The following is a 25,155-nucleotide window of genomic DNA, read 5'->3' on the forward strand; positions in this document are numbered from 1 at the left end:
GACTGGTGTGGCTGCTGTGATTTTAGGGTGAGGGTGTCCAGGATTGGCGTTGCTAACCCAACCTGGCACTGGAGGCCGAAGTGGACGCCGACCTGGACACCCTCGCAACCGCACTGTACGTGACGACGGACGATTTTCTCGCCGACAATCCACAACACCGGCCGTGGCGGCCGAAGGTGGGGCTCACACCGCGGCTCTCGGATGCCGAATTGGTCACGCTGATGGTGTTGCAGGCATTGCTCGGCTTCACTTCTGAGGCGCGGTGGTTGCGCTATGCGAATATCCACCTGAGCGGGATGTTTCCCGATCTGCCAACGCAATCGGGTTACAACAAGCGTGTCCGGGCGGCGACCGGGATGCTGCGCGCGGTGTTCGCACATCTGGTCGCGTGCACCTCCAGGTCCACCGATGACATGTGGATCGCCGATTCCACGCCGGTGGAGTGTGGGCGATCACGCGAGACCGCCCAACGCTCGGATCTGGCTGGCTGGGCCGAATACGGATACTGCGCGTCGCACTCTCGGTACTTCTGGGGACTGCGGCTGCACCTGCTGTGCACCCCGGCGGGGCTGCCGGTCGCGTTCGCGCTTACCGGGGCCAAGGCCGACGAACGCGACACACTGCTGGGCATGCTCGATGCCGATCCTGGTCTGCTGACCACCCGCCTGCACCAACAACTGATGGCGGACAAAAACTACTACGGCAAGCAGTTCGAAACCGAGCTTGCCGGCAAGGGCATCACTCTACTGCGGCCTGCCCGCAAGGGCGAGAAACCTCGTGCGGGACAACGGTTCTTCAAACCGTTACGGCAAATCATCGAATCCATCAACAACACGCTCAAGGCCCAATTGGACCTCGAACGCCACGGCGGACGCACCATCGCCGGTGTCGCTGCCCGCGTCCTACAACGCGTCCTCGCCCTCACCGCCGCGATCTGGCACAACGACCACACCAGCCAACCCATCCTGCGATCCCTAACCGCCTACGACCACTGACCCCTTGGAATCAGTCATCTAGTGGGCGGCGACGGCGTTGGGACGCCGAGTCAGTAAGGGATGACGCCGATCAGGCAGTGGCCCGTCCGCGTGCAGTAGTAATAGCCGTACAGGGGCGCCGCGGCGACGATGGAGGCAAACGGCCCCGACATCACCGCGAACGCCAGCGCCGAGATCAGCGGCCTGCCCTCGACCATCGCCAGCATGACGCCTCCCACGGCGCACGCCACGACATAGACCAGGACCATGAACACCGACGGCGTCTTGTCGACCGAGTGGTACCACCAGGAGAACAGGCCCAGCCCGATCTCGGCCACCACGAGCCACACCCCGAGCACCACCAGAAGCAACTTCCACCACTTCAGGTAGGTGTAGCGACCGGGAACGGTGACCGACTGCACCGGCACGCCGGCCGCTTCGGTCGCCGAATCCGCCGGCGCGGGCGTCTCGGGCCCCGGCTCCCCCTGCTTCTCCGGCTTCTCCGGGTCGGCGACGACGGGAACCGGCTGCGAACCGGTGTCGTCAAAGTTTGGGACCCATGCGTGGGTGCCCGTGTCCTCCTCGAAGTCCGGCACGAACGGCTCGGTGCCCGGGTTCGACGCGCGATCGTCGTCAGCCACCGGAGGCCACCTGTATGGCGACGAGCACGCCGAACCAGCCCGGCGCGAGCGACAGAATGAACGCTCCCAGCACCGTGACCCATCGGCGCCCGGAAAACAGGATGGTCAGCAGCCCGGTCACCGTGGGTATCCCGACCACCAGCGCGATGACGACGTCCGGGCGGACCCTGGCATGGACCACCACGGTGAACGCGACGCCCGCCAACAACCCGGCCGCGCAACCGATCAGCATGGCGCCGGCCAGGAGCCAGGGACGGGGAAGCGGGATCACGCTGACGACATTACTGCGGTCATCGGGGGCCGGGGCTGCACGTTTGCGACGCGGCCGCCTCGTCGAGGGCCACCACCCGGCCGCACACCGGCGGGCGCTCACCACGCTCGTAGTCCGCGCCGGTGATGACGGGTGTGGCCCGCAGCAGGGCCTCCTCCGCGCCGGTGACGACGCGGCCGCGACTGAGAAACCGCACGCCCTCCGGCGCCTCCAGGCTGAACCCGCCGCCACGGCCCGGCACCACGTCGATGACCAGTTGGGTGCGCCGCGCTCCCCGATAGTGGGCCTGGTACTGCGGGCCCGAGATCCACACCGGCACCCCGCCGGAACCTTCCGGCCCGGCGTCCAGCACCCCGAGCAGCACGTCGCGGTCGCCGACCAGGAAGTCGCCGCGGGGGTAGCACATCGGCGAGGACCCGTCGCAGCAGCCGCCGGACTGGTGGAACATCACCGGGCCGTGCCGGTCCTGCAGGCGCGCCAACAGTTCGGCGGCCGCGGCGGTCATCACGACCCCTGATGGGGACCCGCGACCCATCAGAAGAAACCGAGCGCCTTGTCGGAGTAGGACACCATCAGGTTCTTCGTCTGCTGGTAGTGGTCGAGCATCATCTTGTGGTTCTCCCGGCCGATGCCGGACTGCTTGTAGCCGCCGAACGCCGCGTGCGCCGGATAGACGTGGTAGCAGTTGATCCACACCCGCCCGGCCTGGATGTCGCGGCCGGCCCGGTAGGCGGTGTTGCCGTCGCGGCTCCACACGCCCGCGCCCAGGCCGTAGAGGGTGTCGTTGGCGATCGAGATGGCGTCGTCGTAATCGGAGAACGACGTCACCGCCACCACCGGCCCGAAGATCTCCTCCTGGAAGATCCGCATCGTGTTGTTGCCGCCGAAGATGGTCGGCTGCATGTAGTAGCCGCCGGAGAGGTCACCACCGAGTTCGGCGCGCTCGCCGCCGCAAATGACCCTCGCGCCTTCGTTTTTGCCGATCTCGATGTAGGACAGGATCTTCTCCAGCTGGTCGTTGGACGCCTGCGAACCCAGCATCGTCTCGCTGTCCAGCGGGTCGCCCTGCCGCACCGCCTTGGTGCGGATGGCGGCCAGCTCGAGGAACTCGTCGTAGATGTCGGCCTGGATCAGGCTGCGCGACGGGCAGGTGCACACCTCGCCCTGATTGAGGGCGAACATGGTGAAGCCCTCCAGCGCCTTGTCCTGGAAGTCGTCTTGGACCTTACCGCTGCTGGCCATCACGTCGGAGAAGAAGACGTTGGGGCTCTTGCCGCCGAGTTCCAGGGTGACCGGGATCAGGTTCTGCGAGGCGTATTGCATGATCAGCCGGCCGGTGGTGGTCTCCCCGGTGAACGCGATCTTGGCGATCCGGTCGCTCGACGCCAGCGGCTTGCCGGCCTCGGCGCCGAATCCGTTGACGACGTTGACGACTCCCGCCGGCAGGAGATCGCCGATCAGCGACATCAGATAGAGCACCGAGGCCGGGGTCTGCTCGGCGGGTTTGAGCACCACCGCGTTGCCCGCCGCCAGCGCCGGCGCCATCTTCCAGGCGGCCATCAGGATGGGGAAGTTCCACGGAATGATCTGGCCCACCACCCCGAGCGGCTCATGGAAGTGGTAGGCGACGGTGTCCTCGTCGATCTGCGACAGCGACCCCTCCTGCGCGCGGATCGCCGCGGCGAAGTACCGGAAATGGTCGGCCGCCAGCGGGATGTCGGCGGCCAGCGCCTCGCGGATCGGTTTGCCGTTGTCCCAGACCTCGGCCACCGCCAGCGCGGCCTTGTTCCCCTCGATCCGGTCGGCGATCTTGTTCAGGATCGCGGCCCGCTCCGCGGGGGCGGTCTTGCCCCAGGCCGGGGCCGCCGCGTGCGCGGCGTCGAGCGCCTTGTCGACGTCGGCCTGGTCGGAACGCGGTATTTCGCAGAACGCCTGGCCGGTCACCGGCGTCGGGTTCTCGAAGTAGCGGCCGCCCACCGGCGCCACCCACTGGCCCCCGATGAAGTTCCCGTACCGGGACTCGTACGACATCAGCGCCCCGGCAGAACCTGGACGTGCGAAAACGGTCATCTGCCGCCTCCTCGTTTCCACCCTGTGTAATACACCTCACACTACCGCCGCGGCCAGAATGGCAGCCATGACGTCTGAAACCGCCGCCGCCGAAAACAACGATGACCCCTACCTGTGGCTCGAGGAGGTCACCGGCGACGAGGCGCTGGCCTGGGTGCGCGCGCGCAACGAACCCACGCTGGCGGAATTCGGCGGTGCGGAGTTCGAGCGGATGCGCGCCGAGGCCCTCGAGGTGCTCGACACCGACGCCCGGATTCCCTATGTGGTGCGCCGCGGCGAGTACCTCTACAACTTCTGGCGCGACGCCGCCAACCCGCGCGGGCTGTGGCGGCGCACCACGCTGGACGGCTACCGCACCGACTCCCCGGACTGGGACGTGCTGATCGATGTCGATGAACTGGGGCGAGCCGACGACGAGAAATGGGTGTGGGCGGGCGCCGGCGTCATCGAGCCCGACCACACCCGCGCGCTGATCGGGCTGTCCCGTGGCGGCTCGGACGCGTCCATCGTGCGCGAATTCGACATGGCGACACGCGAATTCGTCGCCGGCGGGTTCGAGCTGCCGGAGGCCAAGTCACAGATCGCCTGGGCCGATCCGGATACCGTGTTGGTGGGCACCGACTTCGGCGCCGGCTCGCTGACCGAGTCCGGCTACCCGCGGGTGATCAAGCGGTGGCGACGGGGCACGCCGCTGGCTGACGCCGAGACCGTTTTCGAGGGCGCCCGCGCCGACGTCCGCGTCTCGGCGTCGGTGGACCGGACGCCCGGATTCGAGCGCACCCTGGTGCTGCGGGCCCTCGACTTCTGGAACGACGAGGTCTACGAGCTGCGGGGCCCGGAGCTGATCCGCATCGACGCCCCCACCGACGCCGGCGTGTCGATACACCGCGAGTGGTTATTGATCGAGCTGCGCAGCGACTGGCACTTCCGCGACGAGGCGTACACCGCGGGCTCGCTGCTGGCGGCCGACTATAACGAATTCCTCGCCGGCACAGCGCAATTGCGGGTGGTGTTCGAGCCGGACGCGCACACCGCCCTGAACCACTACGCGTGGACGAAGGACCGCCTGCTGATCGTCACCCTGGCCGACGTGGCCAGCCGCGTGGAGATCGCCACGCCGCCTTCGCGTGACGACCCGTCCCCCGCAAACGGGAGGTACCCCCAGCGCCCTTCGTCGCGCTTGCGATCGTCACGGGGCGCGTGGCGGCGCGAACCCCAGCCGGGCCTTCCGGCCGCGACCAACACCGTCATCGCCGCCGCCGACGACACCGGCGACGAGTTCTTCCTCGACTCCAGCGGATTCGTCGCGCCCTCGCGCCTGATGCGCGGCACCGACGACGGGAAGCTGGAATCGATCAAGTCCGCGCCGGCCTTCTTCGACGCCGAAAACATGTCCGTAACACAGCATTTCGTGGCGTCGAAGGATGGCACGCCGATCCCCTACTTCGTCGTGCGGCCCGCCGGCGCCGACGGCCCCGGGCCCACCCTGCTGAGCGGGTACGGCGGATTCGAGGTGTCGCGAACACCCGGGTACGACGGCGTGCTGGGCCGGCTGTGGCTGGCCCGCGGGGGCACCTACGCGGTGGCCAACATCCGCGGCGGCGGCGAATACGGGCCCGGCTGGCACACCCAGGCGATGCGCGAGAACCGCCACAAGGTGGCCGAGGACTTCGCCGCGGTGGCAACCGATTTGGTGGATCGCGGGATCACGACGGTGGGGCAGCTGGGCGCGCGGGGCGGCAGCAACGGCGGGCTGCTGATGGGCATCATGCTCACCAAATATCCCGAAAGGTTCGGCGCGCTGGTCTGCGACGTGCCGCTGCTGGACATGAAGCGCTACCACCTGCTGCTGGCCGGGGCCTCGTGGGTGGCCGAGTACGGCGATCCAGACCACCCGGACGATTGGGCATTCATCTCCGAATACTCTCCGTACCAAAACATTTCGACGGGCCGCGACTACCCGCCGGTGCTGTTCACCACGTCCACCCGCGACGACCGCGTGCACCCCGGCCATGCCCGCAAGATGACGGCGGCGCTCGAGGCCGCCGGCCATCCGGTCTGGTACTACGAAAACATCGAGGGCGGCCACGCCGGCGCCGCCGACAACGAGCAAGTCGCGTTCAAGTCGGCGCTGAGCTACTCGTTTTTATGGCGGACGCTGGGCACTTGACCTATGACGATCCGGCGCCGCGGCACACGCTGCCACGTCGCACCAAACCGAAGGGTAGATCATACCGTGTGTAAGGTACCATCTACCTTATGGCTCTGAATATCAAGGACCCCGAGGTCGACCGGCTAGCCACGGAGCTCGCCGCCCGCCTTCACACCAACAAGACCGGCGCCATTCGCCATGCCCTCAACGCCCAACTGGCGCTACTGCAAGCGCACGCCGGCTACCGCGAGGAGCGGCTCCTCGACATCATGCGCACCGAAATATGGCCGCTGCTCACCGACCGCACCCCCGTGACCAAACGTGAACGCGAGGAAATCCTGGGCTACGACCCCGAGATCGGAGTGTGAAAGGCCCCGATGATCATCGACACCAGCGCCGTCCTGGCGCTCATTCAAGACGAGCAGCCGCACGCCGTAGAGGTCGTCGCGGCCCTGGCCGGCGCGCGTGACCCGGTGATGTCGGCGCCGACCGTCGCGGAATGTCTGATCGTCTTGACCGCCCGCCATGGGCCCGTCGCGCGCACCATCTTTGAGCGTCTTCGCACCGAAATCGACTTGGATATAGCGGATTTCACCAACGAACATGCAGCCGCCGCGCAACGCGCGTTCTTGCGGTACGGCAAGGGCCGCCATCCTGCAGCCCTCAACTTCGGCGACTGCATGACCTACGCCGCGGCCCAAATCAGCCACCAACCGCTCCTGGCGGTCGGCAACGACTTCCCGCGCACCGACCTCGAGTTCAACGGTGGCGTCATCGGCTACTGGCCGATCCCAGCTGCTTGACACCCGCAGCCGCGGCGGCTTGCCTGCTGTCATGCCGACATCGCACTTCGAAACACTGCTGTACACGACGGCCGGCCCGGTCGCCACCATCACGTTGAACCGACCCGAGCAGCTCAACACCATCGTCCCGCCCATGCCCGACGAGATCGAGGCGGCCGTCGGGCTGGCCGAGCGGGACCACGACATCAAGGTCATCGTGTTGCGGGGCGCCGGCCGCGCCTTCTCCGGCGGCTACGACTTCGGCGGCGGCTTCCGGCACTGGGGCGAGTCGATGATGACCGACGGTCGGTGGGACCCGGGCAAGGACTTCGCCATGGTCAGCGCCCGCGAGACGGGGCCGACGCAGAAGTTCATGGCCATCTGGCGGGCGTCCAAGCCGGTGATCGCCCAGGTGCACGGCTGGTGCGTCGGCGGGGCCAGCGACTACGCGCTGTGCGCCGACATCGTCATCGCCAGCGACGACGCCGTGATCGGCACCCCGTACAGCCGGATGTGGGGGGCCTACCTGACCGGCATGTGGCTGTATCGGCTGAGTCTGGCCAGGGTCAAGTGGCACTCGCTGACGGGCCGGCCGCTGACCGGCGCGCAGGCCGCCGAAGTCGAGCTGATCAACGAGGCCGTGCCGTTCGAGCGGTTGGAAGCTCGCGTGGCCGAGATCGCCGCCGACCTGGCGCGAATTCCGTTGTCGCAGTTGCGGGCGCAAAAGCTGATCGTCAACCAGGCCTACGAGAACATGGGCCTGGCGTCCACGCAGACGCTCGGCGGCATCCTCGACGGCCTGATGCGCAACACCCCCGAGGCGCTCGATTTCGTCGAGACCGCCAAGACCCGGGGCGTGCGCGCGGCGGTCGAGCACCGCGACGGTCCGTTCGGCGATTACAGCCAGGCGCCGCCCGAGCTGCGGCCGGACCCGGCGCACGTCATCGTGCCTGATCGCGATGGATAGTGAGATGGACTACGAATGTGGCCCACCCGTGCGCCGGCGCCGCAAAAAGTGTTACGGTAGCGACTATGTCTCGGCCGAGTTCCAGCCTGCGTGCAGGCGTCGTTTTTTCTGCCTTTCTCCTAGCTTTGAGCATCGCCGCCGCGATCTTCCCCAAGACCGCCGCGGCCGATTCCACGGAAGACTTCCCGATTCCCCGGCGGATGATCGCCACCACCTGCGACGCCGAGCAGATATTGGCGGCCACCAGGGACACCAGCCCGGTGTACTACCAGCGCTACATGATCGACTTCAACAACCACCCCAACGTCCAGCAGGCGACCATCGACAAGATCCACTGGTTCTACTCGCTATCGCCGGAGGGTCGCCGCGATTATTCCGAGCACTTCTACGACGGCGGCGTCGATCCGCTGTGGCTGGCCTGGCCCAACCACTTCAAGATCTTCTTCAACAACAAGGGCGTCGTCGCCAAGTCCACCGACGCGTGCAACCAATACCCGCCCGGCGACATGTCGGTGTGGAACTGGTCCTAGACCACGCCCGGGCGCTGCGCCCGCTCGGGTCTTGCTGCGCTTGCGAATTGACCCTGGCCTTTATTCGCCGGCGAGTTTAAGATTTGCCCTTGGTGGGTATCGCTTTTCTTTCCCGATTAGGCGACAAATCAATACCTCTTGACTGGTTATTCGGCGCACAGTTCCCGGAGACCACGGCTCAACCAGGACCACAACATGCACATCACCGCCGCTGCGAATGGCGAAAATTGGACAGAGGCCGGCTCGTGCCGGGATGCTGTGCCGCAGTGAGGAAACGATGACCACTGTGGACCCCCAGTCGGCCAGCCAGATCCCGGACGCGCTGGCCGCACTCGACTGGCACGAGATCACGTGCCAATCCGAAACCGGCTGCGCCAACCTGGCGACGCACGTCGTGTACCGGCACGCCGTCGACGAATGCAACCGGCCAAACCTCGACCCGTCCGGAAACATCGTCGACATCCTGTGCATCCGCTGCGTGCGCCGGCTCAAGGCCGAAGTCCTGCAGCAGGTGGACCGAATCAGCCGGTGCCCCGGCGGCTACTGCCTGACCTGCGGGGCGCCGGTGCACAAGCTGAGCGACATCATGCGCAAAATGGTGCAGTTGCGCAGCTACGCCTGATTCGCTCGACCCGCCCCCGGTAATGCCTCAGTAACCCCAGTAACCTCAGCAATCTCAGTAATGAGGCGCGCTCACCGGGAACCGGTCGGTGTCGGCCGCGCCGGCGTCGCGAGAGCGGGGTTCCTCGGGCGACAGCAGGGCCCGGACGGCCGGGCGGGGCCCGTAGGGCCGAAGCATCTGGCTTGCGGGGCGGGTGCGCACCTGTGTCGGCCACCAGAACCAGCGCCCCATCAGCGCGGCGACGGACGGCATCATGAACGAGCGCACGATCAGGGTGTCGAACAACAGGCCCAGGGCGATGGTGGTACCCACCTGCCCCATGACCTTCAGATCGCTGGCCACGAAGGACGCCATGGTGGCGGCGAACACCAGACCGGCGGAGGTCACCACGGCGCCGGTGCCGGCCATCGAGCGGATGATGCCGGTCTTGATGCCGGCATGGATCTCCTCCTTGAAGCGGGATACCAGCAGCAGGTTGTAGTCGGAGCCCACCGCCAACAGCAGGATGACCGACATCGCGAGCACCATCCAGTGCAGCTCGAAGCCGATGATGTCCTGCCACACCAGCACGGAAAGCCCGAACGACGCACCCAACGAGATCAGCACGGTGCCCACGATGGTGACCGCGGCGACCAGGCTTCGGGTGATGATCAGCATGATGATCAAAATCAGGCAGGCCGCGGAGATGCCGGCGATCATGAGGTCGTACTTGGATCCGTCGCGCATGTCCTTGTACACGGCGGCGGTGCCGCCGAGCCAGATCTTGGCGCCCTCCAGCGGGGTGCCCTTGATGGCTTCCTTCGCCGCTTTCTTGATCGGATCGACGTGCGAAATCCCTTCGGGGGTAGCCGGATCCCCCTCATGGGAGATGATGAACCGGGCCGCGTGCCCGTCCGGCGACAGGAACATCTTCAGGCCCCGCTTGAAGTCGGGGTTGTCGAAGACCTCCGGCGGAATGTAGAACGAGTCGTCGTTCTTGGCGGCGTCGAAAGCCTGGCCCATGGCGGTCGAGTTCTGGCTCATCACGTCCATCTGGTCGTACAGCGAGGACATCGAGCTGTGCATGGTCAGCATCATCTGCTTCATCGTCTGCATGGTGGCGATCATCGGCGGCATCTGCGCCAGCATCTGCGGCATCAACGCGTCCAGCTGGGCGATGTCGCCCGAAAGATACGTGAACTTTTCGGTGATCTGGTCCAGACCGTCGAGCGCGTCGAAGATGGATCTCAGCGACCAGCAGGCGGGAATGTCGAAACAGTGCTTCTCCCAGTAGAAGTAGCTGCGGATCGGCCGGAAGAAGTCGTCGAAATTGGCGATGTTGTCCCGCAATTGGGCTGTGACATCCAACATTTCATGCGTGAGGCCGTCCATGTGGTGCGTGACGGCGGCCATCTGCGACGTGATGTTGTACATGCGCTGCATCGTGTCGATGGACTGCTGCATCGCGTCGGCCTGCTTGAGCATGTCGTCCATGCGTTGATGCATGTACTGCTGGTTTTCGACCTGCGTCGTGTTTTGCATGCTGATCTGGAACGGGATCGACGTGTGCTCGATCGGCGTTCCCAGCGGCCTGGTTATCGCCTGGACGCGCGCGACACCGGGGATGTGGAAGACGCCCCGGGCGATCCGGTCCAGCACCAGCATGCCCGCCGGATTGCGCATATCGTGATCGGTCTCGATCAAGAGCAATTCCGGATTCATTCGGGCGTTGGGGAAATGCCGTTCCGCGGCGTCGTATCCGACGTTTGCCAAGGTATACCCCGGCAGATACTTGCGATTGTCGTAGTTCGTCTTGTACCCGGGCAGGGCGAGCAACCCGATGAGCGCGATCGCGACCGACACGGCCAGGACCGGCCCGGGCCACCGCACGATCGCGGTGCCCACCCGTCGCCAGCCCCGCGTCCGCATCTTGCGCTTGGGGTCGAACAGACCGAAGCGACTGCCCACCGTCAACACCGCGGGGCCGAGGGTGAGCGCCGCGAAGACGGCGACGAGCATCCCCACCGCACAGGGCACGCCGAGCGTCTGGAAATAGGGCAGCCGGGTGAAGCTGAGGCAGTACATCGCGCCGGCGATGGTCAGGCCGGAGCCCAGCACCACGTGCGCGGTCCCGTGGAACATGGTGTAGAAGGCCTGATCCCGGTCCTCGCCCAGCGACCGCGCCTCTTGATATCGCCCGAGGACGAAGATCGCGTAGTCCGTGCCGGCCGCGATGGCCATCAACACCAGCAGGTTAACCGCGAAGGTGGAAAGGCCAATGATGTTGTTATAGGCCAGGAAAGCGACGACCTGCCGGGCCGCGAACAGCTCGAACACCACCATCAGCAGGGTGATGAACACCGTGACTATCGAGCGGTAGACCCACAGCAGCATCATGATGATCACGATGAAGGTGAGGATCGTGACCTTAATGACGCCCTTTTCACCGGCTACCGACTGATCGGCGGTCAGCGCCGCCGCGCCGGTCACGTAGGCCTTGACCCCGGGCGGCGCCGGGACGTTGTGCACGATCCTGCGGACCGCCTCGACGGATTCGTTGGCCTTGCTCTCGCCCTGATTACCGACCAGGTAGACCTGAACGTAGGCCGCCTTGCCGTCCGAGCTCTGCGAACCGGCCGCCGTCAGCGGATCCCCCCAGAAGTCCTGGACGTGCTGGACGTGCTGCTTGTCCGCCTCGAGCTTCTTGATCAGTTGGTCGTAGAAATGGTGGGCATCGTCGCCAAGCGGCTTGTCGCCCTCCAGGACGATCATGATCGCGCTGTCGCTGTCGAATTCGTTGAACACCTTGCCGACGCGCTTCATCGCCTGCATCGACGCCGCGTCGCTCGGGCTCATCGACACCGTGTGTTCCTTGCCGACTTTGTCCAGGGAGGGCACGAACGTACTGAGGACGACGACGAGTCCCACCCACCCCAGGACGATCAGCGGCGCGAATTTGTGGACACTCCGCGCAAAAATTGGCATGTGCGGGAGGCCGGCGGCCTGGTTATCGCTCATGCGGACTTCACTATGCAGAAGGTTTGGGCATTCACTCCGGTCGCCGACCTTTCGTCTTTGACTACGTCGTTCACGATGATCCGGCAGCCGATCTGATCGGTATCGGCCTGCGCCACAACGTTGACGCTCACCGAGGGCAGTGTGGTGATGACCGAGAGCGTCCAGGGCAGCGGCACATTGCTGGCCCGCTGCGGCTGGGCGTTGACGTCCAGGTAATTGATGTTCGCTATCGTCCCGGCGGGGCCATAAACCTCGTAGACGACGTGCTTGGGATTGAACGGCTTAATGTCGTCGGCGGCGCCGCTGGTGATCGGGCGATTGTCGTGATTGCCAAAGACGCTCCGGAGTCGCGTGACGCAGAATCCAGCGACCGCGACGACCACCACGATGACCAGTGCAATCCACACTTTCTTCACCGCATTGGCAACAGGAGCCTTTGCCACTCACTTACCTTCCGCTAACCCGGCGCTCAACCGTCCATGCGATTGCTTCGGCCATCGCCCGGCCTCCGCTCGCGAAAACCCTCTCCCCCGTGGTTAATCCATTGATGCTTTGGTGCGCTAAGCACCTTAGCCGCACCGGCGCGCCCGCGCGCGTTGTGGTCCGATCCGGCCCCAAATCCCGGTTTCACATCGATGCGGTCACCGCTCATTCCTTTCTGCCTCAATGCGATTCGGAGACGAGGCCGATACAGGTGGCCGTGAGCACCCGGGTGAGGGCCGACGGGAATTCGATATTCCACTCCGGCGGGAGGGCCTCCGGCTCGTCGGCATAGGCGTCGGTGAGCCGCTCGGGGGGGTTGGCGATGTGCCAGAACGCGGCGGCCAGGGAGTAGGCGGCGATCAGGATGTCGAAGGCGCCGGACCTGCCGAGCGCCGGCAGCGCGCGCTCGATCGCGTCGGCGATCGCGATCGCGGCGGCGGAAATGGTCCGCCTGATGTCGACGACCCGCTCGGCGTCGACCTCGTGTTCGAGATGCAGGTGCAGGTTGGCCAGCAGGTCGCAAAACAGCGGGTCGGCGGCCAGCCCGTTGGCCAGCGTCTCGGCCACCCGCTCCGGCGAGGCCGGACCCGGCGCGGCCAACTCCGCGCACACCATGGCCGACCAGCGCACCCACCCCTCGGCGGCGAGGTGCAACAAGACCTCTTTGTGCGAGGTGAAGTAGCGACGCACCGCGGAGTAATGAATCCCGGCGCGGCTGGCGACGGCGGTCAGGGTGACCGACGCGACGCCGGCCTCGAGCGCCAACGAACGCGCGGCTTCGACGAGCGCCGCCGCACGTTGACGCTTGTTTTCCTCCGTGCGGGCGCGCTGAAAGGTCAGTGGCGCCACCGGCCGAGGATAACGCACATCATGTGATTTGCATAACGCACGCTGCGTGATTTGCGGGAGGGCGGGAGGCACGGTAATTTCCCGTTACGCACGTGATATGCGTTACACTCCAGGGCGCGAGGGGAAGGAGTCAACGTCCCGGCAGGGCGATGGCCCCGCCGTGATTTACTTAGGCAAGGCTTGGCTGTGTTCGTGCCCGAATCGCTATGGCGGGCCGGATGGGGCGTAGCGCGGCCCTACCGTAGTTGACCATGTTCGGCGGCATCCGCGATTCTGTGGACCGTCGAACCGCAGAAGTGCCAACCGCTGAAAGGGATGTCCAATTTTCAAGGTGCTGTCCCGGACGTGGATTCCACTGGTCATCGCGGCGGTGGTGGTGGTCGGCGGGTTCATCGTGTACCGGGTCCATGGCTACTTCGGCTCGGAGAAGCGCGAATCGTATGCCGACAGCAACCTGCAAAACCCCAAGCCGTTCAACCCGAAACGGATTGTCTACGAGGTCTTCGGACCGCCCGGGACGATGGCCGACATCAGCTACTTCGACGTCAACGCCGACCCCAAACGCGTCGACGGGGCACAGTTGCCATGGTCGCTGCACATCACCACCGACAAGGCGGCCGTGATGGGAAACCTTACGGCGCGGGGCGATAGCGATAGCATCGGCTGCCGCATCACGGTCGACGACGTGGTCAAGGCCGAGAGAATTTCCAACGAGGTCCACGCCTACACCTTCTGCCTGGTGAAGTCCGCGTGACCACACAATTCGCCAACGCCGCCAACACCCACACCGAACGGCCGTTCATCGCGAGGATGCTCCACACCTTCGCGGTGCCGATCATCCTGTTCTGGGTGGGGATCGCCATCGTCCTCAGCGTGTTCGTCCCGTCGCTGGAAGTGGTCGGGCAAGAGCGGTCGGTGTCGCTGAGCCCCAGGGACGCGCCGTCGTTCGTGGCGATGAAAAAGATCGGCCACGCGTTCAACGAAGGCGCGACCGACAGCTCGGCGGTGATCGTGCTGGAGGACAACCAGCCCCTCGGCGACGACGCCCACAGGTACTACGACGTCCTGATCCGCAAGCTGCGCGAAGACAAGACGCACGTGCTGAGCATCCAGGACTTCTGGGGTGATCCCCTCACCGCCGCGGGCGCGCAGAGCAACGACGGCAAGGCCGTGACCGTCCAGGTGAATCTCGCCGGTAACCAGGGCGAGCCGCTGGCCAACGAATCCGTCGAAGCCGTCCGCAAGATCGTCAACAGCGTGCCCCCGCCGCCCGGGGTCACGGCCTACGTCACCGGGGTGTCGGCGCTCGCCGCGGATCTGCACCACAGCGGCGACAAATCGATGCTGCGGATCACGGCGACGACGGTCGCGGTGATCCTGATCATGTTGCTGTTCGTCTACCGTTCGATCATCACCGTGATCCTCCTGCTCATCACGGTCGGTTTCGAATTGACCGCGGCGCGCGGGGCCGTCGCGCTGGTCGGGCACAGCGGGCTCATCGGGCTTTCCACCTTCGCGGTGTCCCTGCTGACGTCGCTGGCGATCGCGGCGGGGACGGATTACGGGATCTTCATCATTGGCCGCTACCAGGAAGCCCGCCAGGCCGGCGAAGACAGGGAAGCGGCCTTCTACACGATGTACCGCGGCACGGCCCACGTCATCCTGGGCTCGGGTCTGACGATCGCCGGCGCCACGTTCTGCCTCAGCTTCGCGCGAATGCCGTATTTCCAAACCCTGGGCATCCCGTGCGCGGTGGGGATGCTCGTCGCGGTGGCCGTCGCGCTGACCCTGGGGCCCGCCGTGTTGACCGTGGGCAGCCGGTTCGGCCTGTTCGACCCCAAGCGGGTGCTCAAGGTTCGGGGCTGGCGACGGGTCGGCACCGCGGTGGTCCGCTGGCCGCTGCCGATTCTGGCCGTCACCTGCGCCGTCGCCCTCGTCGGCCTGCTCACGCTGCCCGGATACAAGGCCAACTACAACGACCGGGAATACCTGCCCAGTTTCATCCCCGCCAATGCGGGCTTGATGGCCGCGGATCGCCACTTCTCCCAGGCCCGGATGAAGCCGGAGATCCTGATGATCGAGTCCGACCACGACATGCGCAATCCGGCCGACTTCCTCGTCCTGGACAGGCTGGCCAAGGGCATCTTCCGCGTCCCGGGCATTTCCCGCGTCCAGGCGATCACCAGGCCCGACGGAACGACGATGGACCACACCTCCATCCCATTCCAGATCAGCATGCAGAACGCCGGTCAGTTGCAGACCATGAAGTACCAGCGTGACCAGATGGACAACATGCTCAAACAGGCCGACGAGATGACCAAGACGATCGCCACCATGCAGCGGATGTACGAGCTGATGACGCAGCTCGTCGCCACCACACACCGCATGGTCGGCGACACCGAGCAAATGCAGCAGATCACCAACGAGCTACGCGATCGCATCGCGGACTTCGACGACTTCTGGCGGCCGATCCGCAGCTATTTCTACTGGGAGAAGCACTGTTTCGACATTCCGATCTGCTGGTCGATCCGACAGATATTCGACGCACTCGACGGCGTCGATCAGATCACCGAGAAATTGGGCACGCTGGTGGGTGACATCAAGGACCTGGATCGGCTGATGCCGCAGATGGTCGCCCAGTTCCCGCCGATGATCGAGACCATGGCCAGCATGCGGACCATGATGCTCGACATGCACAGCACCATGTCCGGGATCTTCGATCAGATGGACGAGATGAGCGACAACGCGACGGCGATGGGCCACGCCTTCGACGCCTCCAAGAACGACGACTCGTTCTACCTGCCGCCCGAGGTCTTCAAGAACAAGGACTTCAAGCGCGCGATGAATAACTTCCTGTCGCCGGACGGACATTCGGCTCGGTTCATCATTTTGCATCGGGGCGATCCGGCCTCGGCCGAGGGCATCGCGAGCATCGACAAGATACGCACGGCGGCCGAGGAATCGCTCAAGGGAACCCCCTTGGAGGACGCGAAGATCTACCTGGCCGGAACGGGGGCCGTCTTCAAGGACATCTCCGACGGCGCCAAATGGGACCTGGTGATCGCGGGAATTTCGTCGCTCTGCCTGATTTTCATCATCATGCTGATCCTCACCCGGGCCCTCGTCGCGGCCGCCGTCATCGTGGGCACGGTGGCGCTTTCGCTGGGCGCTTCCTTCGGGCTGTCGGTCCTGGTGTGGCAGCACGTTCTCGGCATTCAATTGCACTGGCTGGTGCTCGCGATGTCCGTCATCGTGCTGTTGGCCGTGGGATCCGACTACAACCTGCTGTTGGTCTCCCGGTTCAAGCAGGAGATCCATGCCGGCCTGAAGACCGGCATCATCCGTTCGATGGGCGGCACCGGCAAGGTGGTGACCAACGCGGGTTTGGTGTTCGCGTTCACGATGGCGTCCATGATCGTCAGCGACGTGCGGATCATCGGACAGGTCGGCACCACCATCGGGCTGGGTCTGCTGTTCGACACGCTGATTGTGCGCGCGTTCATGACGCCGTCCATCGCCGCGCTGCTCGGACGCTGGTTCTGGTGGCCGATGCGGGTGCGTTCCCGGCCCGCCAGGGTGCCCGCCCAGCCGGTCGAGCCCCACCGTTCCTTTGCCTACAGCGATTAGCCCGTAGGTCGGGCCGTATGGGCACGGTCGCGCTGATCGGATTCCTCGGTGGCCTGATCACCGGCATCTCGCCGTGCATCCTGCCGGTCCTTCCGGTGGTGTTCTTCTCCGGCCTGAACGGCGGCCGCGCGGCGCGCCCCTACCTGGTGATCGCGGGCCTGGTCTGCAGCTTCGGCGTGGTCACGCTGGCCGGCTCGGCCCTGCTGTCGGCGCTGCACCTGCCGCAGGACGCGATCCGCTGGGCCGCCCTGGTGACGTTGACCCTCATCGGCCTCGGGTTGATCTTCCCGCCGCTGCAGCATCTGATCGAACGGCCGTTTGCCCGCATCCCGCAGCGTGAAATCGGCTTAAAAAGCTCGAGCAGAAGCGGTTTCGGCCTGGGCCTGACGTTGGGCGCGCTCTACGTGCCGTGCGCGGGACCGGTGCTGGCGGCCATCGTGGTCGCGGGCGGCACCGCGTCCATCGGGGTGGCGACGCTGGTGTTGACCGCGACGTTCGCGGTCGGAACCGCGTTGCCGCTGCTGGCTTTCGCGCTGGCCGGGCGGGGCATCGCCGAACGCGTCGCGGCATTCCGCCGCCGGCAGCGCGTGATCCAGATCGCCGGCGGAATCACGATGATCGTGCTGGCCGTGGCGCTGGTCTTCAACCTGCCGGCGATGCTGCAGCGCGCCGTCCCCGACTACACGGCGGCAATGCAGAAAGGGATCGGCGCCAACGACATTCGGCGCAGGCTGAACCCGGGCGGCACGGCCAACGGTCGATTGGCCGACTGCACCGACGGCGCCGACCGGCTGCAGCGGTGCGGGCCGGCGCCCGCTTTGACCGGGATCACCGGGTGGCTCAACACCCCGGGCGGCGCGGCGGTCGACCTGGCGTCGTTGCGCGGCAAGGTGGTCCTGATCGACTTCTGGGCGTACTCGTGCATCAACTGCCAGCGCGCCATCCCGCACGTGGTCGACTGGTACAACCGGTATCGCGACGACGGTTTCGTCGTCATCGGGGTGCACACCCCCGAGTACGCGTTCGAACGCGTCGCCGCCAATGTCGCCAGCGGCGCCGCCGCGCTGCACATCACCTATCCCGTCGCGCTGGACAACGACTACGCGACCTGGAACAGCTACCAGAACCTGTACTGGCCGGCCGAATACCTGATCGACGCGAACGGAACCGTGCGGCATACCAAGTTCGGCGAAGGCGACTACGACGGCACCGAGGGACTGATCCGCCAGTTGCTCGTCGACGCCAATCCGGGCGTGCGGCTACCCGGGGCGACGCCCTCGGTCGACGCGACGCCGCGGACCAGGCTCACCCCCGAGACCTACCTGGGTGTCGGCAGGGCCGAAAACTACGGCGGCGACGGCGAATACAAGGCGGGCACCGCCACGTTCGGCTACCCGGCGACGTTGGCCGGCGACAGGTTCGCGTTGCGCGGCCGCTGGAAGCTCGACGACCAGGGCGCCACCGCCGACAGCGACGACGCCGCCATCCGACTCAACTACACCGCCAAAGACGTCTACGTCGTCGTCGGCGGCACCGGCACCCTCGCCGTCACCCGCGGCGGGACGACGACCACGACGCCGATCGGCGGACCGCCCACCCTGCATCAGATCGTGGGCAACGACCCCGGGGACACCGCGCACCCTGATCAGCTCGACATGCGGGTCAGCCAAGGCCTGCAAGTGTTTTCGTTCACGTTCGGCTAAGCGCCCACCGAGTTGGCTGTCGCTGGCTGGCCCACCCGCACCGGCACCGGCGCATCGAGATCTGCGTTAGCGCGGGAAAGTTCGAGTGGAGCGCACGCCCGCGTCGATCTCGACGCCGGAAAAAGCAATCCCGACGAACACATGGGCCAGGCCGAAACCTACGGGGCGATCCCCCGCACGTAGGCGGCCTGCCCGAGGTGCTGGGCGCAGTCGTCGACGATGCTCACCAGGCGCGCGCTGGCCGTCACGGGCGGGTCCCAGTGGGTGTCGACGACGCGGGCCAGCTCGTCGGCGGTCACGCTGGCGATGTATTCCAGGGTCAGCTTGTGCACCGCGTGGTAGTAGCCGGACAGCAGGTCGGCGGGCGCCTTCACCTTCGCGACTTGCTCGGGGCCGTGCCCGTAGCCGGTGTCGTTGCGCGGCAGGTCCAGCCCGAACCGGTCCGCCCAGCCGTCGCGGGTCCACACCTGCTCGACCCCGGCCACGTCGGCCAGCTGAATGTCCTGGACGCGGGCGCTGTGCCAGATCAGCCAGGCGATGCTGTTGGCGGCCGGGGCCGGCCGATAATTGGATACCGCGTCGGTCAGGCCGTCGGTGAGCTCGTCGACGTGTTCGATCAACCGGGTGAACGAGTCGCGGAGTAGCTCCTGCGCGGCGGCGTCGGTGCTGGCCATGTTCGCGACGCTACGCTCCCCCGCCATGCCAGACCGCCTCGACGTTGTTGCCGTCGGGGTCGCGCACGAAGGCGCCGAAGTACCCGGGGTGGTATTCGGGCCACCGGCGCGGCGCGTGCAGCGACTCGGCTCCCAGCACGGCGTCGTAAAACCGCTGGGATTTCGCGTAGTCGGCGCAGGTGATTCCGATGTGGTCGATCATGAAAAGATCCTGGCACGACCCACCGGGGCGGCCGTAGATTAGTTAGATGACCTACGACCTCCTCATCCGCAATGGCACCATCGTCGACGGCCTGGGGGGTGAGCCGTACGTCGGCGACGTCGCGGTGCGGGACGGCGTCATCAAAAAGGTGGCGGCCGTCGGTCACGTGAACGGCGAAGCCGCCAAACGCGAGATCGACGCCACCGGGCTGCTGGTCACGCCCGGCTTCGTCGACCTGCACACCCACTACGACGGCCAGTCCATCTGGTCGGAGCGCCTGACCCCGTCGTCGGCGCACGGGGTCACCACGGTGGTGATGGGCAACTGCGGGGTCGGCTTCGCCCCGTGCCGCCAGGAGGACCACGACGTCCTGGTCGACGTGATGGCCGGCGTCGAGGACATTCCCGGCGTCGTCATGACCGACGGGCTGCCCTGGACCTGGGAAACCTTCCCCGAATACCTGGACGCGCTGGACGCGGGCAAACGCGATATCGACGTGGCCGCCTACCTGCCGCATTCCCCGCTGCGGGTCTACGTGATGGGCCAGCGCGGCGCCAACCGGGAGCCGGCCACCGCCGGGGACCTCGCGAAGATGCGGGCGCTGGCCAAGGAGGCGATCGAGGCCGGGGCGCTGGGGTTCGCGTCGTCGCGGCTGATGATCCACAAGACCGAAAGTGGTTCGCCGATCCCGAGCTACGACGCCGCCCGCGAGGAGATCGAAGAGATCGCCCGGGGTGTCGTGGACGCCGGCGGCGGCCTGCTCCAGTTCGTCCCCGACATCCCGGCCGGCGGCTACCAGCCCGTGCTGCAGACGGTGTTCGACGTCGCCGAGGACGTCGGGCTGCCGGTCACCTTCACCCTGGTCGTCGCCAACGCCGGCGACCCGACGTGGCCGGACGCCATCACCATGATCGAGAAGGCCAATTCAAGGGCGGGCGCGGGCGATCCACGAATCACCGCGCAGCTGCTGCCGCGCCCGATCGGGCTGATCATCGGGCTGCAGCTGTCCGCCAACCCGTTCGTGCTCTATCCCAGCTACCGCGAGATCGCGCACCTGCCGCTGGCCGAGCGCGTCGCCGAGATGCGCAAGCCCGAGGTCCGGGCCCGCATCCTGGCCGACAAGCCCGGCCAGGGGCATCCGATCCTGTACGTGGCGCAGATGTGGGACTGGATCTTCCCGCTGGGTGAGCACCCCAATTACGAGCCGGACCCGGCGGACAGCATCGGGGCGCGCGCCCGGGCCAAGGGCGTGGACCCGATGGAGGAGGCCTACGACCGCCTGCTCGACGACGACGGGCGCGCCATGCTGCTGGTCGCGACCAGCAACCTGCAGGACAACTCGCTGGACACCGTCGGCGAACTGCTGCACCGCGACGACGTGGTGCTCGGACTCGGCGACGGGGGCGCGCACTACGGGATGATCTGCGACGCCAGCTACTCGACGTACTTCCTGGCGCACTGGGCGCGCGACCGGAAGACCGGGCGGTTCTCGGTGCCCGAAGCCGTTCGCGAACTCACGTCCGTGCCCGCGCGCGTCGCCGGACTGGGCGACCGCGGCCGCATCGCCGCCGGATACAAGGCCGACCTCAACGTCATCGACCACGCCGCGCTGCGCCTGCACAAGCCGGTGATCCGCCACGACCTTCCCGCCGGCGGGCGACGCCTGGACCAGACCGCCGACGGGTATGTCGCAACGATCGTGTCCGGCGAAATAATTGCCGAAAATGGCATTCCCACGCATGCGCGTCCCGGAAAGTTGGTCCGCGGCCGAAAGCCCATCCCTGTACCTGCTCAATAACGCCACGAAGGGCGGCCCGTCCCGGTTAAGTTGGGTTAGTGACAAGCCCGCATTTTGCGTGGTTGCCGCCAGAAATCAACTCGGCACTAATCTTCGCCGGCCCCGGAGCGGCGCCGCTGCTTGCTGCGGCCGCGGCGTGGGACGCGCTGGCCGAGGACCTGGCGTCGTCGGCGTCATCGTTTTTTTCGGTGACGTCGGACCTGGCCAACGGTTCGTGGCAGGGTGCGTCCTCGGCGGCGATGATGGCCGTCGCGAGCCAGTACGTGAGCTGGCTCAGCGCCGCGGCAGCCCAGGCGGAGGCCGCATCGAGCCAGGCCGGAGCCATCGCGGCCGCATTCGAGGCGGCGCTGGCGGCCACGATCCAGCCGGCGGTGGTGGCGGCCAACCGCGCCCTGGTGCAGGCGCTGGCGTCCACGAACTGGTTCGGCCTCAACGCCCCGGCGATCATGGACACCGAGGCGGCGTACGAGGCGATGTGGGCATCGGACGTGGCGGCAATGTTCGGTTACCACGCCGACGCCTCGGCGGCGGCCGCGCAATTGGCGCCGTGGCAGCAAATCCTGGAGAAGCTCGGTATCACCTTCAACAACGGCCAACTCAGCTTTAACCTCTTCGGATCCGCGCAAGGCAATTCCAACATCGGTTTTGGCAACAGCGGTAGTCAAAATATCGGCTCCGGAAACTCGGGTAACAACAATATTGGCTGGGGCAACCTCGGCAACGGAAATGTCGGCTTCGGCAATACCGGCAACAACGACTTCGGGATCGGGCTGACCGGCAACAACCAGATCGGCTTCGGCGGCTTCAACTCGGGCACCGGCAACATCGGACTGTTCAACTCCGGGAACAACAACATCGGCTTTTTCAACTCCGGCAACGGAAACTTCGGCATCGGGAACTCGGGCAACTTCAACAGCGGCTTTGCCAACGCGGGGTCGGCGAACGCCGGATTTTTCAACTCCGGCAGCTCCAACACCGGTTTCTTCCAGGACAACGGCATGGCCGGCCAGGGCAGCGCGGACTCGAGCATGCTCAGCTCCGGCCGCTACGTCACGGGCGGTGTCGGCGCGGCCAGCTCGGGCGTTCTCGGCTCGGTCACCGCGGCGACCGGCGGCTTGAACTCGAGCCTGCCAGGCTCGGGTTTGCTCAACCCGGCACTGTCCAACGCCGCGTTCGCCAACCCGGCGGATCCGAGCGCCATGTCCGGCGGCCTCCAGGTGGGCGCGAGCGCGGGCGCCGTCAGCGCGGCGAGTGGCCCCACCCCCACACCACCGGCCTTGCGAACGACGACATCCGCTCCCGCGGGCTTCTTCCCCACCGGCGGCAACGACTCCGGCTTCCGGAACCCGCCCACCCGCGACACTGGCATACCTAGCTCGGGCTTCTTCAACAAGGGAGACCGCGCCCCCGGCGCCCCCAACCCGGGCATACGGGTGCCGGACATATCCGACTAACGTCCGCCTGCGCCTATCCTCGAGACCATGCGCACGCAGAAGAGGGTGGACGTTAAGCGGCTCGCCGCTGCTCTCGCCGACTACCCGTTCGCGTATCTGATCACCGTCGACGACGGCTATCGCGTGCACACCGTGACGGTCGAGCCGACGTTGCGCGACCTTCCGGACGGCCCCGGCGCGATCCTCGACGTCGGGCTCATCGGCGGCCGCACCCGGAAAAATTTGGCCCAGCACGGCGACGTCACCCTGCTGTGGCCCCCGCCCGAGCCCGGCGGTTACTCGCTGATCGTCGACGGCCGCGCCGAGGCCAGTGACGTCGACGACCAGACCACCCGGTTGGGCGTGGTGCCCACCCGCGCGCTACTGCACCGCGACGCCGACTCCCCCGAGGCGGCCAAGGGCTGCCTGCACGACTGCGTGGTGTTCTCGCTGCCGGCCTGAGCCTCGTGGAGCGTTGGCAGTGAAACCAGGGCGTTGGCAGTGAAACCAGGGCGGAGAAATCGCCGGAATCCCGCCCTGGCTTCACGCGCAAAGCCGTAGGTTCACACTCAAGCCGCAGGCGAATGTGGCTGGCCCGCGACGAAAAAGCCCGGCTCCTGTTGGGGAGCCGGGCTTTTCGCTTGGCGACTTCTTAGAAGTCCATGCCGCCCATGCCGCCGGTCGGGTCGCCCGCGGGAGCGGCCGCCTTCTCCGGCTTGTCGGCCACGACGGCCTCGGTCGTCAGGAACAGCCCCGCGATGGACGCCGCGTTCTGCAGCGCCGAACGGGTCACCTTGACCGGGTCGGCGACGCCGGCCTTCAGCAGGTCCTCGTACTCGCCGGTGGCGGCGTTCAGGCCGGTGCCGGCGGGCGAGTTGCGGACCTTCTCGGCGACGACGCCGGGCTCCAGCCCGGAGTTGAAGGCGATCTGCTTCAGCGGAGCCTCCAACGCCACGCGGACGATGTTGGCGCCGGTCGCCTCGTCACCGGTGAGCTTCAGCTCCTCCAGCGACGGCGACGCGTGCAGCAGGGCCACACCGCCACCGGCGACGATGCCCTCCTCGACGGCCGCCTTGGCGTTGCGCACCGCGTCCTCGATGCGGTGCTTGCGCTCCTTGAGCTCCACCTCGGTGGCGGCGCCGGCCTTGATCACCGCAACACCGCCGGCCAGCTTGGCCAGGCGCTCCTGCAGCTTCTCGCGGTCGTAGTCAGAGTCGCTGTTCTCGATCTCGGTGCGGATCTGGGCCACCCGGCCGGCGATGGCGTCGGGGTCACCGGCGCCCTCGACGATGGTGGTCTCGTCCTTGGTGATGACCACCTTGCGGGCCTTGCCCAGCAGCGAGACGTCGGCGTTCTCCAGGGTCAGGCCGACCTCTTCGCTGATGACCTGACCGCCGGTGAGGATGGCCATGTCCTGCAGCATCGCCTTGCGCCGGTCACCGAAGCCGGGGGCCTTGACCGCCACCGACTTGAAGGTGCCGCGGATCTTGTTGACGACCAGGGTGCTCAACGCCTCGCCCTCGACGTCCTCGGCGATGATCAGCAGCGGCTTGCCGGCCTGGATGACCTTCTCCAGCAGCGGCAACAGGTCCTTGACCGTCGACACCTTGGAGCTGACCAGCAGGATGTAGGGGTCCTCCAGGACGGCTTCCTGACGCTCGGCGTCGGTGACGAAGTAGCCCGAGATGTAGCCCTTGTCGAACCGCATGCCCTCGGTGAGCTCGAGCTGCAGGCCGAAGGTGTTGGACTCCTCGACCGTGATGACGCCCTCGTTGCCGACCTTGTCCATCGCCTCGGCGATCAGGTCGCCGATCGACTGGTCGCCCGCCGAGATCGCCGCGGTGGCCGCGATCTGGTCCTTGGTCTCGACCTCCTTGGCCGACTTGAGCAGGGTCTCGGTGACCTTCTCGACGGCCTTCTCGATGCCGCGCTTCAGGCTGAGCGGGTTGGCGCCGGCCGCGACGTTGCGCAGGCCCTCCTTGACCAGCGCCTGGGCCAGCACCGTGGCCGTCGTCGTGCCGTCGCCGGCGACGTCGTCGGTCTTCTTGGCGACCTCCTTGACCAGCTCGGCGCCGATCTTCTCGTACGGGTCCTCCAGCTCGATCTCCTTGGCGATGGACACGCCATCGTTGGTGATCGTGGGGGCGCCCCACTTCTTCTCCAGGACGACGTTGCGGCCCTTGGGCCCCAGCGTCACCTTTACCGCGTCGGCGAGGGCGTTCAGGCCCCGCTCGAGGCCGCGGCGGGCCTCTTCGTCGTACGCAATTTGCTTGGCCATTGCGAAGTGATTCCTCCGGATCGGGAATGAAACGGATGACCGCGGGTGGGCCACCCCGTTACTTACGCTGGCCGGGCGCAGTGCCCGCGACGGACGACCAGA

22 protein-coding genes and 1 pseudogene are annotated in these 25,155 nt (G+C 66.5%); 13 read left to right on the forward strand and 10 right to left on the reverse strand.

The features are described from left to right. The first annotated feature begins 80 nt into the window (after positions 1 to 80). Complete coding sequence (locus tag G6N25_RS06810; protein ID WP_083077667.1) at positions 81 to 995, forward strand: IS982 family transposase; 915 nt, start codon at positions 81 to 83, stop codon at positions 993 to 995. A gap of 50 nt (positions 996 to 1,045) precedes the next feature. Here G6N25_RS06810 and G6N25_RS06815 read toward each other — a convergent pair whose 3' ends face one another. Genes G6N25_RS06815 through exaC form a run of 4 tightly spaced genes read right to left on the reverse strand, consistent with a single transcriptional unit; the run spans position 1,046 to position 3,956 of the window. Continuing rightward, the gene (locus G6N25_RS06815) at positions 1,046 to 1,615 is read right to left on the reverse strand and encodes a hypothetical protein (RefSeq protein WP_083076702.1); all 570 of its coding nucleotides are present in this window, start codon (positions 1,613 to 1,615) and stop codon (positions 1,046 to 1,048) included. Then, the gene (locus tag G6N25_RS06820; RefSeq protein WP_083076705.1) at positions 1,608 to 1,886 is read right to left on the reverse strand and encodes a putative holin; all 279 of its coding nucleotides are present in this window, start codon (positions 1,884 to 1,886) and stop codon (positions 1,608 to 1,610) included. Before G6N25_RS06820 ends, G6N25_RS06815 begins: the two co-directional genes overlap by 8 nt. Before the next feature lie 19 nt (positions 1,887 to 1,905). After that, positions 1,906 to 2,421, reverse strand: a complete 516-nt coding sequence (locus G6N25_RS06825) for a DUF779 domain-containing protein (RefSeq protein WP_083076708.1) — start codon at positions 2,419 to 2,421, stop codon at positions 1,906 to 1,908. Further along, positions 2,421 to 3,956 carry an acetaldehyde dehydrogenase ExaC gene (gene exaC / locus G6N25_RS06830; RefSeq protein WP_083076710.1) on the reverse strand — a complete coding sequence of 512 codons (1,536 nt, stop codon included), beginning with the start codon at positions 3,954 to 3,956 and terminating at the stop codon, positions 2,421 to 2,423. The genes G6N25_RS06825 and exaC overlap by 1 nt, the downstream gene beginning before the upstream one ends. A 67-nt stretch (positions 3,957 to 4,023) precedes the next feature. On the opposite strand from exaC, the gene G6N25_RS06835 reads away from it, so the two are divergent. The 6 genes from G6N25_RS06835 to G6N25_RS06860 all read left to right on the forward strand — a co-directional run bounded on the left by G6N25_RS06835 (position 4,024) and on the right by G6N25_RS06860 (position 9,009). Next, positions 4,024 to 6,126: a prolyl oligopeptidase family serine peptidase gene (locus G6N25_RS06835; RefSeq protein WP_372506661.1), complete on the forward strand. Its 2,103-nt coding sequence runs from the start codon at positions 4,024 to 4,026 to the stop codon at positions 6,124 to 6,126. A gap of 89 nt (positions 6,127 to 6,215) precedes the next feature. Continuing rightward, a complete protein-coding gene (locus tag G6N25_RS06840; protein ID WP_083076714.1) occupies positions 6,216 to 6,476 on the forward strand; it encodes a type II toxin-antitoxin system VapB family antitoxin in 261 nt (86 codons plus the stop codon). 9 nt (positions 6,477 to 6,485) lie between these two features. Continuing rightward, positions 6,486 to 6,911, forward strand: a complete 426-nt coding sequence (locus G6N25_RS06845; protein WP_083076716.1) for a type II toxin-antitoxin system VapC family toxin — start codon at positions 6,486 to 6,488, stop codon at positions 6,909 to 6,911. 31 nt (positions 6,912 to 6,942) lie between these two features. Next, the gene (locus G6N25_RS06850) at positions 6,943 to 7,857 is read left to right on the forward strand and encodes a crotonase/enoyl-CoA hydratase family protein (protein ID WP_083076718.1); all 915 of its coding nucleotides are present in this window, start codon (positions 6,943 to 6,945) and stop codon (positions 7,855 to 7,857) included. Between the two features lie 65 nt (positions 7,858 to 7,922). Beyond that, positions 7,923 to 8,387 (forward strand): DUF5078 domain-containing protein, encoded by a 465-nt coding sequence (locus G6N25_RS06855; protein ID WP_083076720.1) that lies wholly within the window; start codon positions 7,923 to 7,925, stop codon positions 8,385 to 8,387. Positions 8,388 to 8,664: 277 nt separating this feature from the next. Continuing rightward, on the forward strand, positions 8,665 to 9,009 hold the full coding sequence (locus G6N25_RS06860) for a hypothetical protein (RefSeq protein WP_083076775.1): 345 nt from the start codon (positions 8,665 to 8,667) through the stop codon (positions 9,007 to 9,009). Positions 9,010 to 9,063: 54 nt separating this feature from the next. On the opposite strand, the gene G6N25_RS06865 is transcribed toward G6N25_RS06860, so the two are convergent. From G6N25_RS06865 to G6N25_RS06875, 3 genes are all read right to left on the reverse strand, one after another. Next, on the reverse strand, positions 9,064 to 12,006 hold the full coding sequence (locus tag G6N25_RS06865; protein WP_083076724.1) for an MMPL/RND family transporter: 2,943 nt from the start codon (positions 12,004 to 12,006) through the stop codon (positions 9,064 to 9,066). Then, on the reverse strand, positions 12,003 to 12,422 hold the full coding sequence (locus G6N25_RS06870) for an MmpS family transport accessory protein (protein ID WP_083076727.1): 420 nt from the start codon (positions 12,420 to 12,422) through the stop codon (positions 12,003 to 12,005). Before G6N25_RS06870 ends, G6N25_RS06865 begins: the two co-directional genes overlap by 4 nt. A gap of 247 nt (positions 12,423 to 12,669) precedes the next feature. After that, positions 12,670 to 13,356, reverse strand: coding sequence for a TetR family transcriptional regulator (locus G6N25_RS06875; RefSeq protein ID WP_083076730.1), 687 nt, complete (start codon positions 13,354 to 13,356; stop codon positions 12,670 to 12,672). Positions 13,357 to 13,669: 313 nt separating this feature from the next. Here G6N25_RS06875 and G6N25_RS06880 point away from each other — a divergent pair, with 313 nt between their 5' ends. From G6N25_RS06880 to G6N25_RS06890, 3 genes are read left to right on the forward strand one after another with little or no spacing between them, the layout of a single operon-like run. Continuing rightward, on the forward strand, positions 13,670 to 14,092 hold the full coding sequence (locus G6N25_RS06880; protein ID WP_083076734.1) for an MmpS family protein: 423 nt from the start codon (positions 13,670 to 13,672) through the stop codon (positions 14,090 to 14,092). Positions 14,093 to 14,148: 56 nt separating this feature from the next. Next, positions 14,149 to 16,965 (forward strand): MMPL/RND family transporter, encoded by a 2,817-nt coding sequence (locus G6N25_RS06885; RefSeq protein ID WP_276004235.1) that lies wholly within the window; start codon positions 14,149 to 14,151, stop codon positions 16,963 to 16,965. Positions 16,966 to 16,982: 17 nt separating this feature from the next. Further along, entirely contained in the window at positions 16,983 to 18,668 is a 1,686-nt protein-coding gene (locus tag G6N25_RS06890) for a cytochrome c biogenesis protein CcdA (RefSeq protein WP_083076740.1), read from the forward strand. Positions 18,669 to 18,826: 158 nt separating this feature from the next. On the opposite strand, the gene G6N25_RS06895 is transcribed toward G6N25_RS06890, so the two are convergent. Then, entirely contained in the window at positions 18,827 to 19,342 is a 516-nt protein-coding gene (locus tag G6N25_RS06895) for a mycothiol transferase (RefSeq protein ID WP_083076779.1), read from the reverse strand. Between the two features lie 10 nt (positions 19,343 to 19,352). Then, a pseudogene (locus G6N25_RS06900) lies at positions 19,353 to 19,499 on the reverse strand (VOC family protein); the annotation flags it as partial. Between the two features lie 91 nt (positions 19,500 to 19,590). Here G6N25_RS06900 and G6N25_RS06905 point away from each other — a divergent pair. From G6N25_RS06905 to G6N25_RS06915, 3 genes are read left to right on the forward strand one after another with little or no spacing between them, the layout of a single operon-like run. Beyond that, on the forward strand, positions 19,591 to 21,342 hold the full coding sequence (locus G6N25_RS06905; RefSeq protein WP_083076747.1) for an N-acyl-D-amino-acid deacylase family protein: 1,752 nt from the start codon (positions 19,591 to 19,593) through the stop codon (positions 21,340 to 21,342). A gap of 38 nt (positions 21,343 to 21,380) precedes the next feature. Then, a complete protein-coding gene (locus G6N25_RS06910) occupies positions 21,381 to 22,796 on the forward strand; it encodes a PPE family protein (protein ID WP_083076750.1) in 1,416 nt (471 codons plus the stop codon). A gap of 27 nt (positions 22,797 to 22,823) precedes the next feature. Then, on the forward strand, positions 22,824 to 23,237 hold the full coding sequence (locus G6N25_RS06915; protein ID WP_083076754.1) for a hypothetical protein: 414 nt from the start codon (positions 22,824 to 22,826) through the stop codon (positions 23,235 to 23,237). A 190-nt stretch (positions 23,238 to 23,427) separates the two neighbouring features. Here the strand turns inward: G6N25_RS06915 and groL are convergent, their stop codons facing one another. Continuing rightward, entirely contained in the window at positions 23,428 to 25,053 is a 1,626-nt protein-coding gene (groL, locus tag G6N25_RS06920; RefSeq protein WP_083076757.1) for a chaperonin GroEL, read from the reverse strand. Positions 25,054 to 25,155 lie beyond the last annotated feature (102 nt).

Origin of the sequence: Mycobacterium heidelbergense (genome assembly GCF_010730745.1) — a bacterium.
GTDB classification, from domain to species: domain Bacteria; phylum Actinomycetota; class Actinomycetes; order Mycobacteriales; family Mycobacteriaceae; genus Mycobacterium; species Mycobacterium heidelbergense.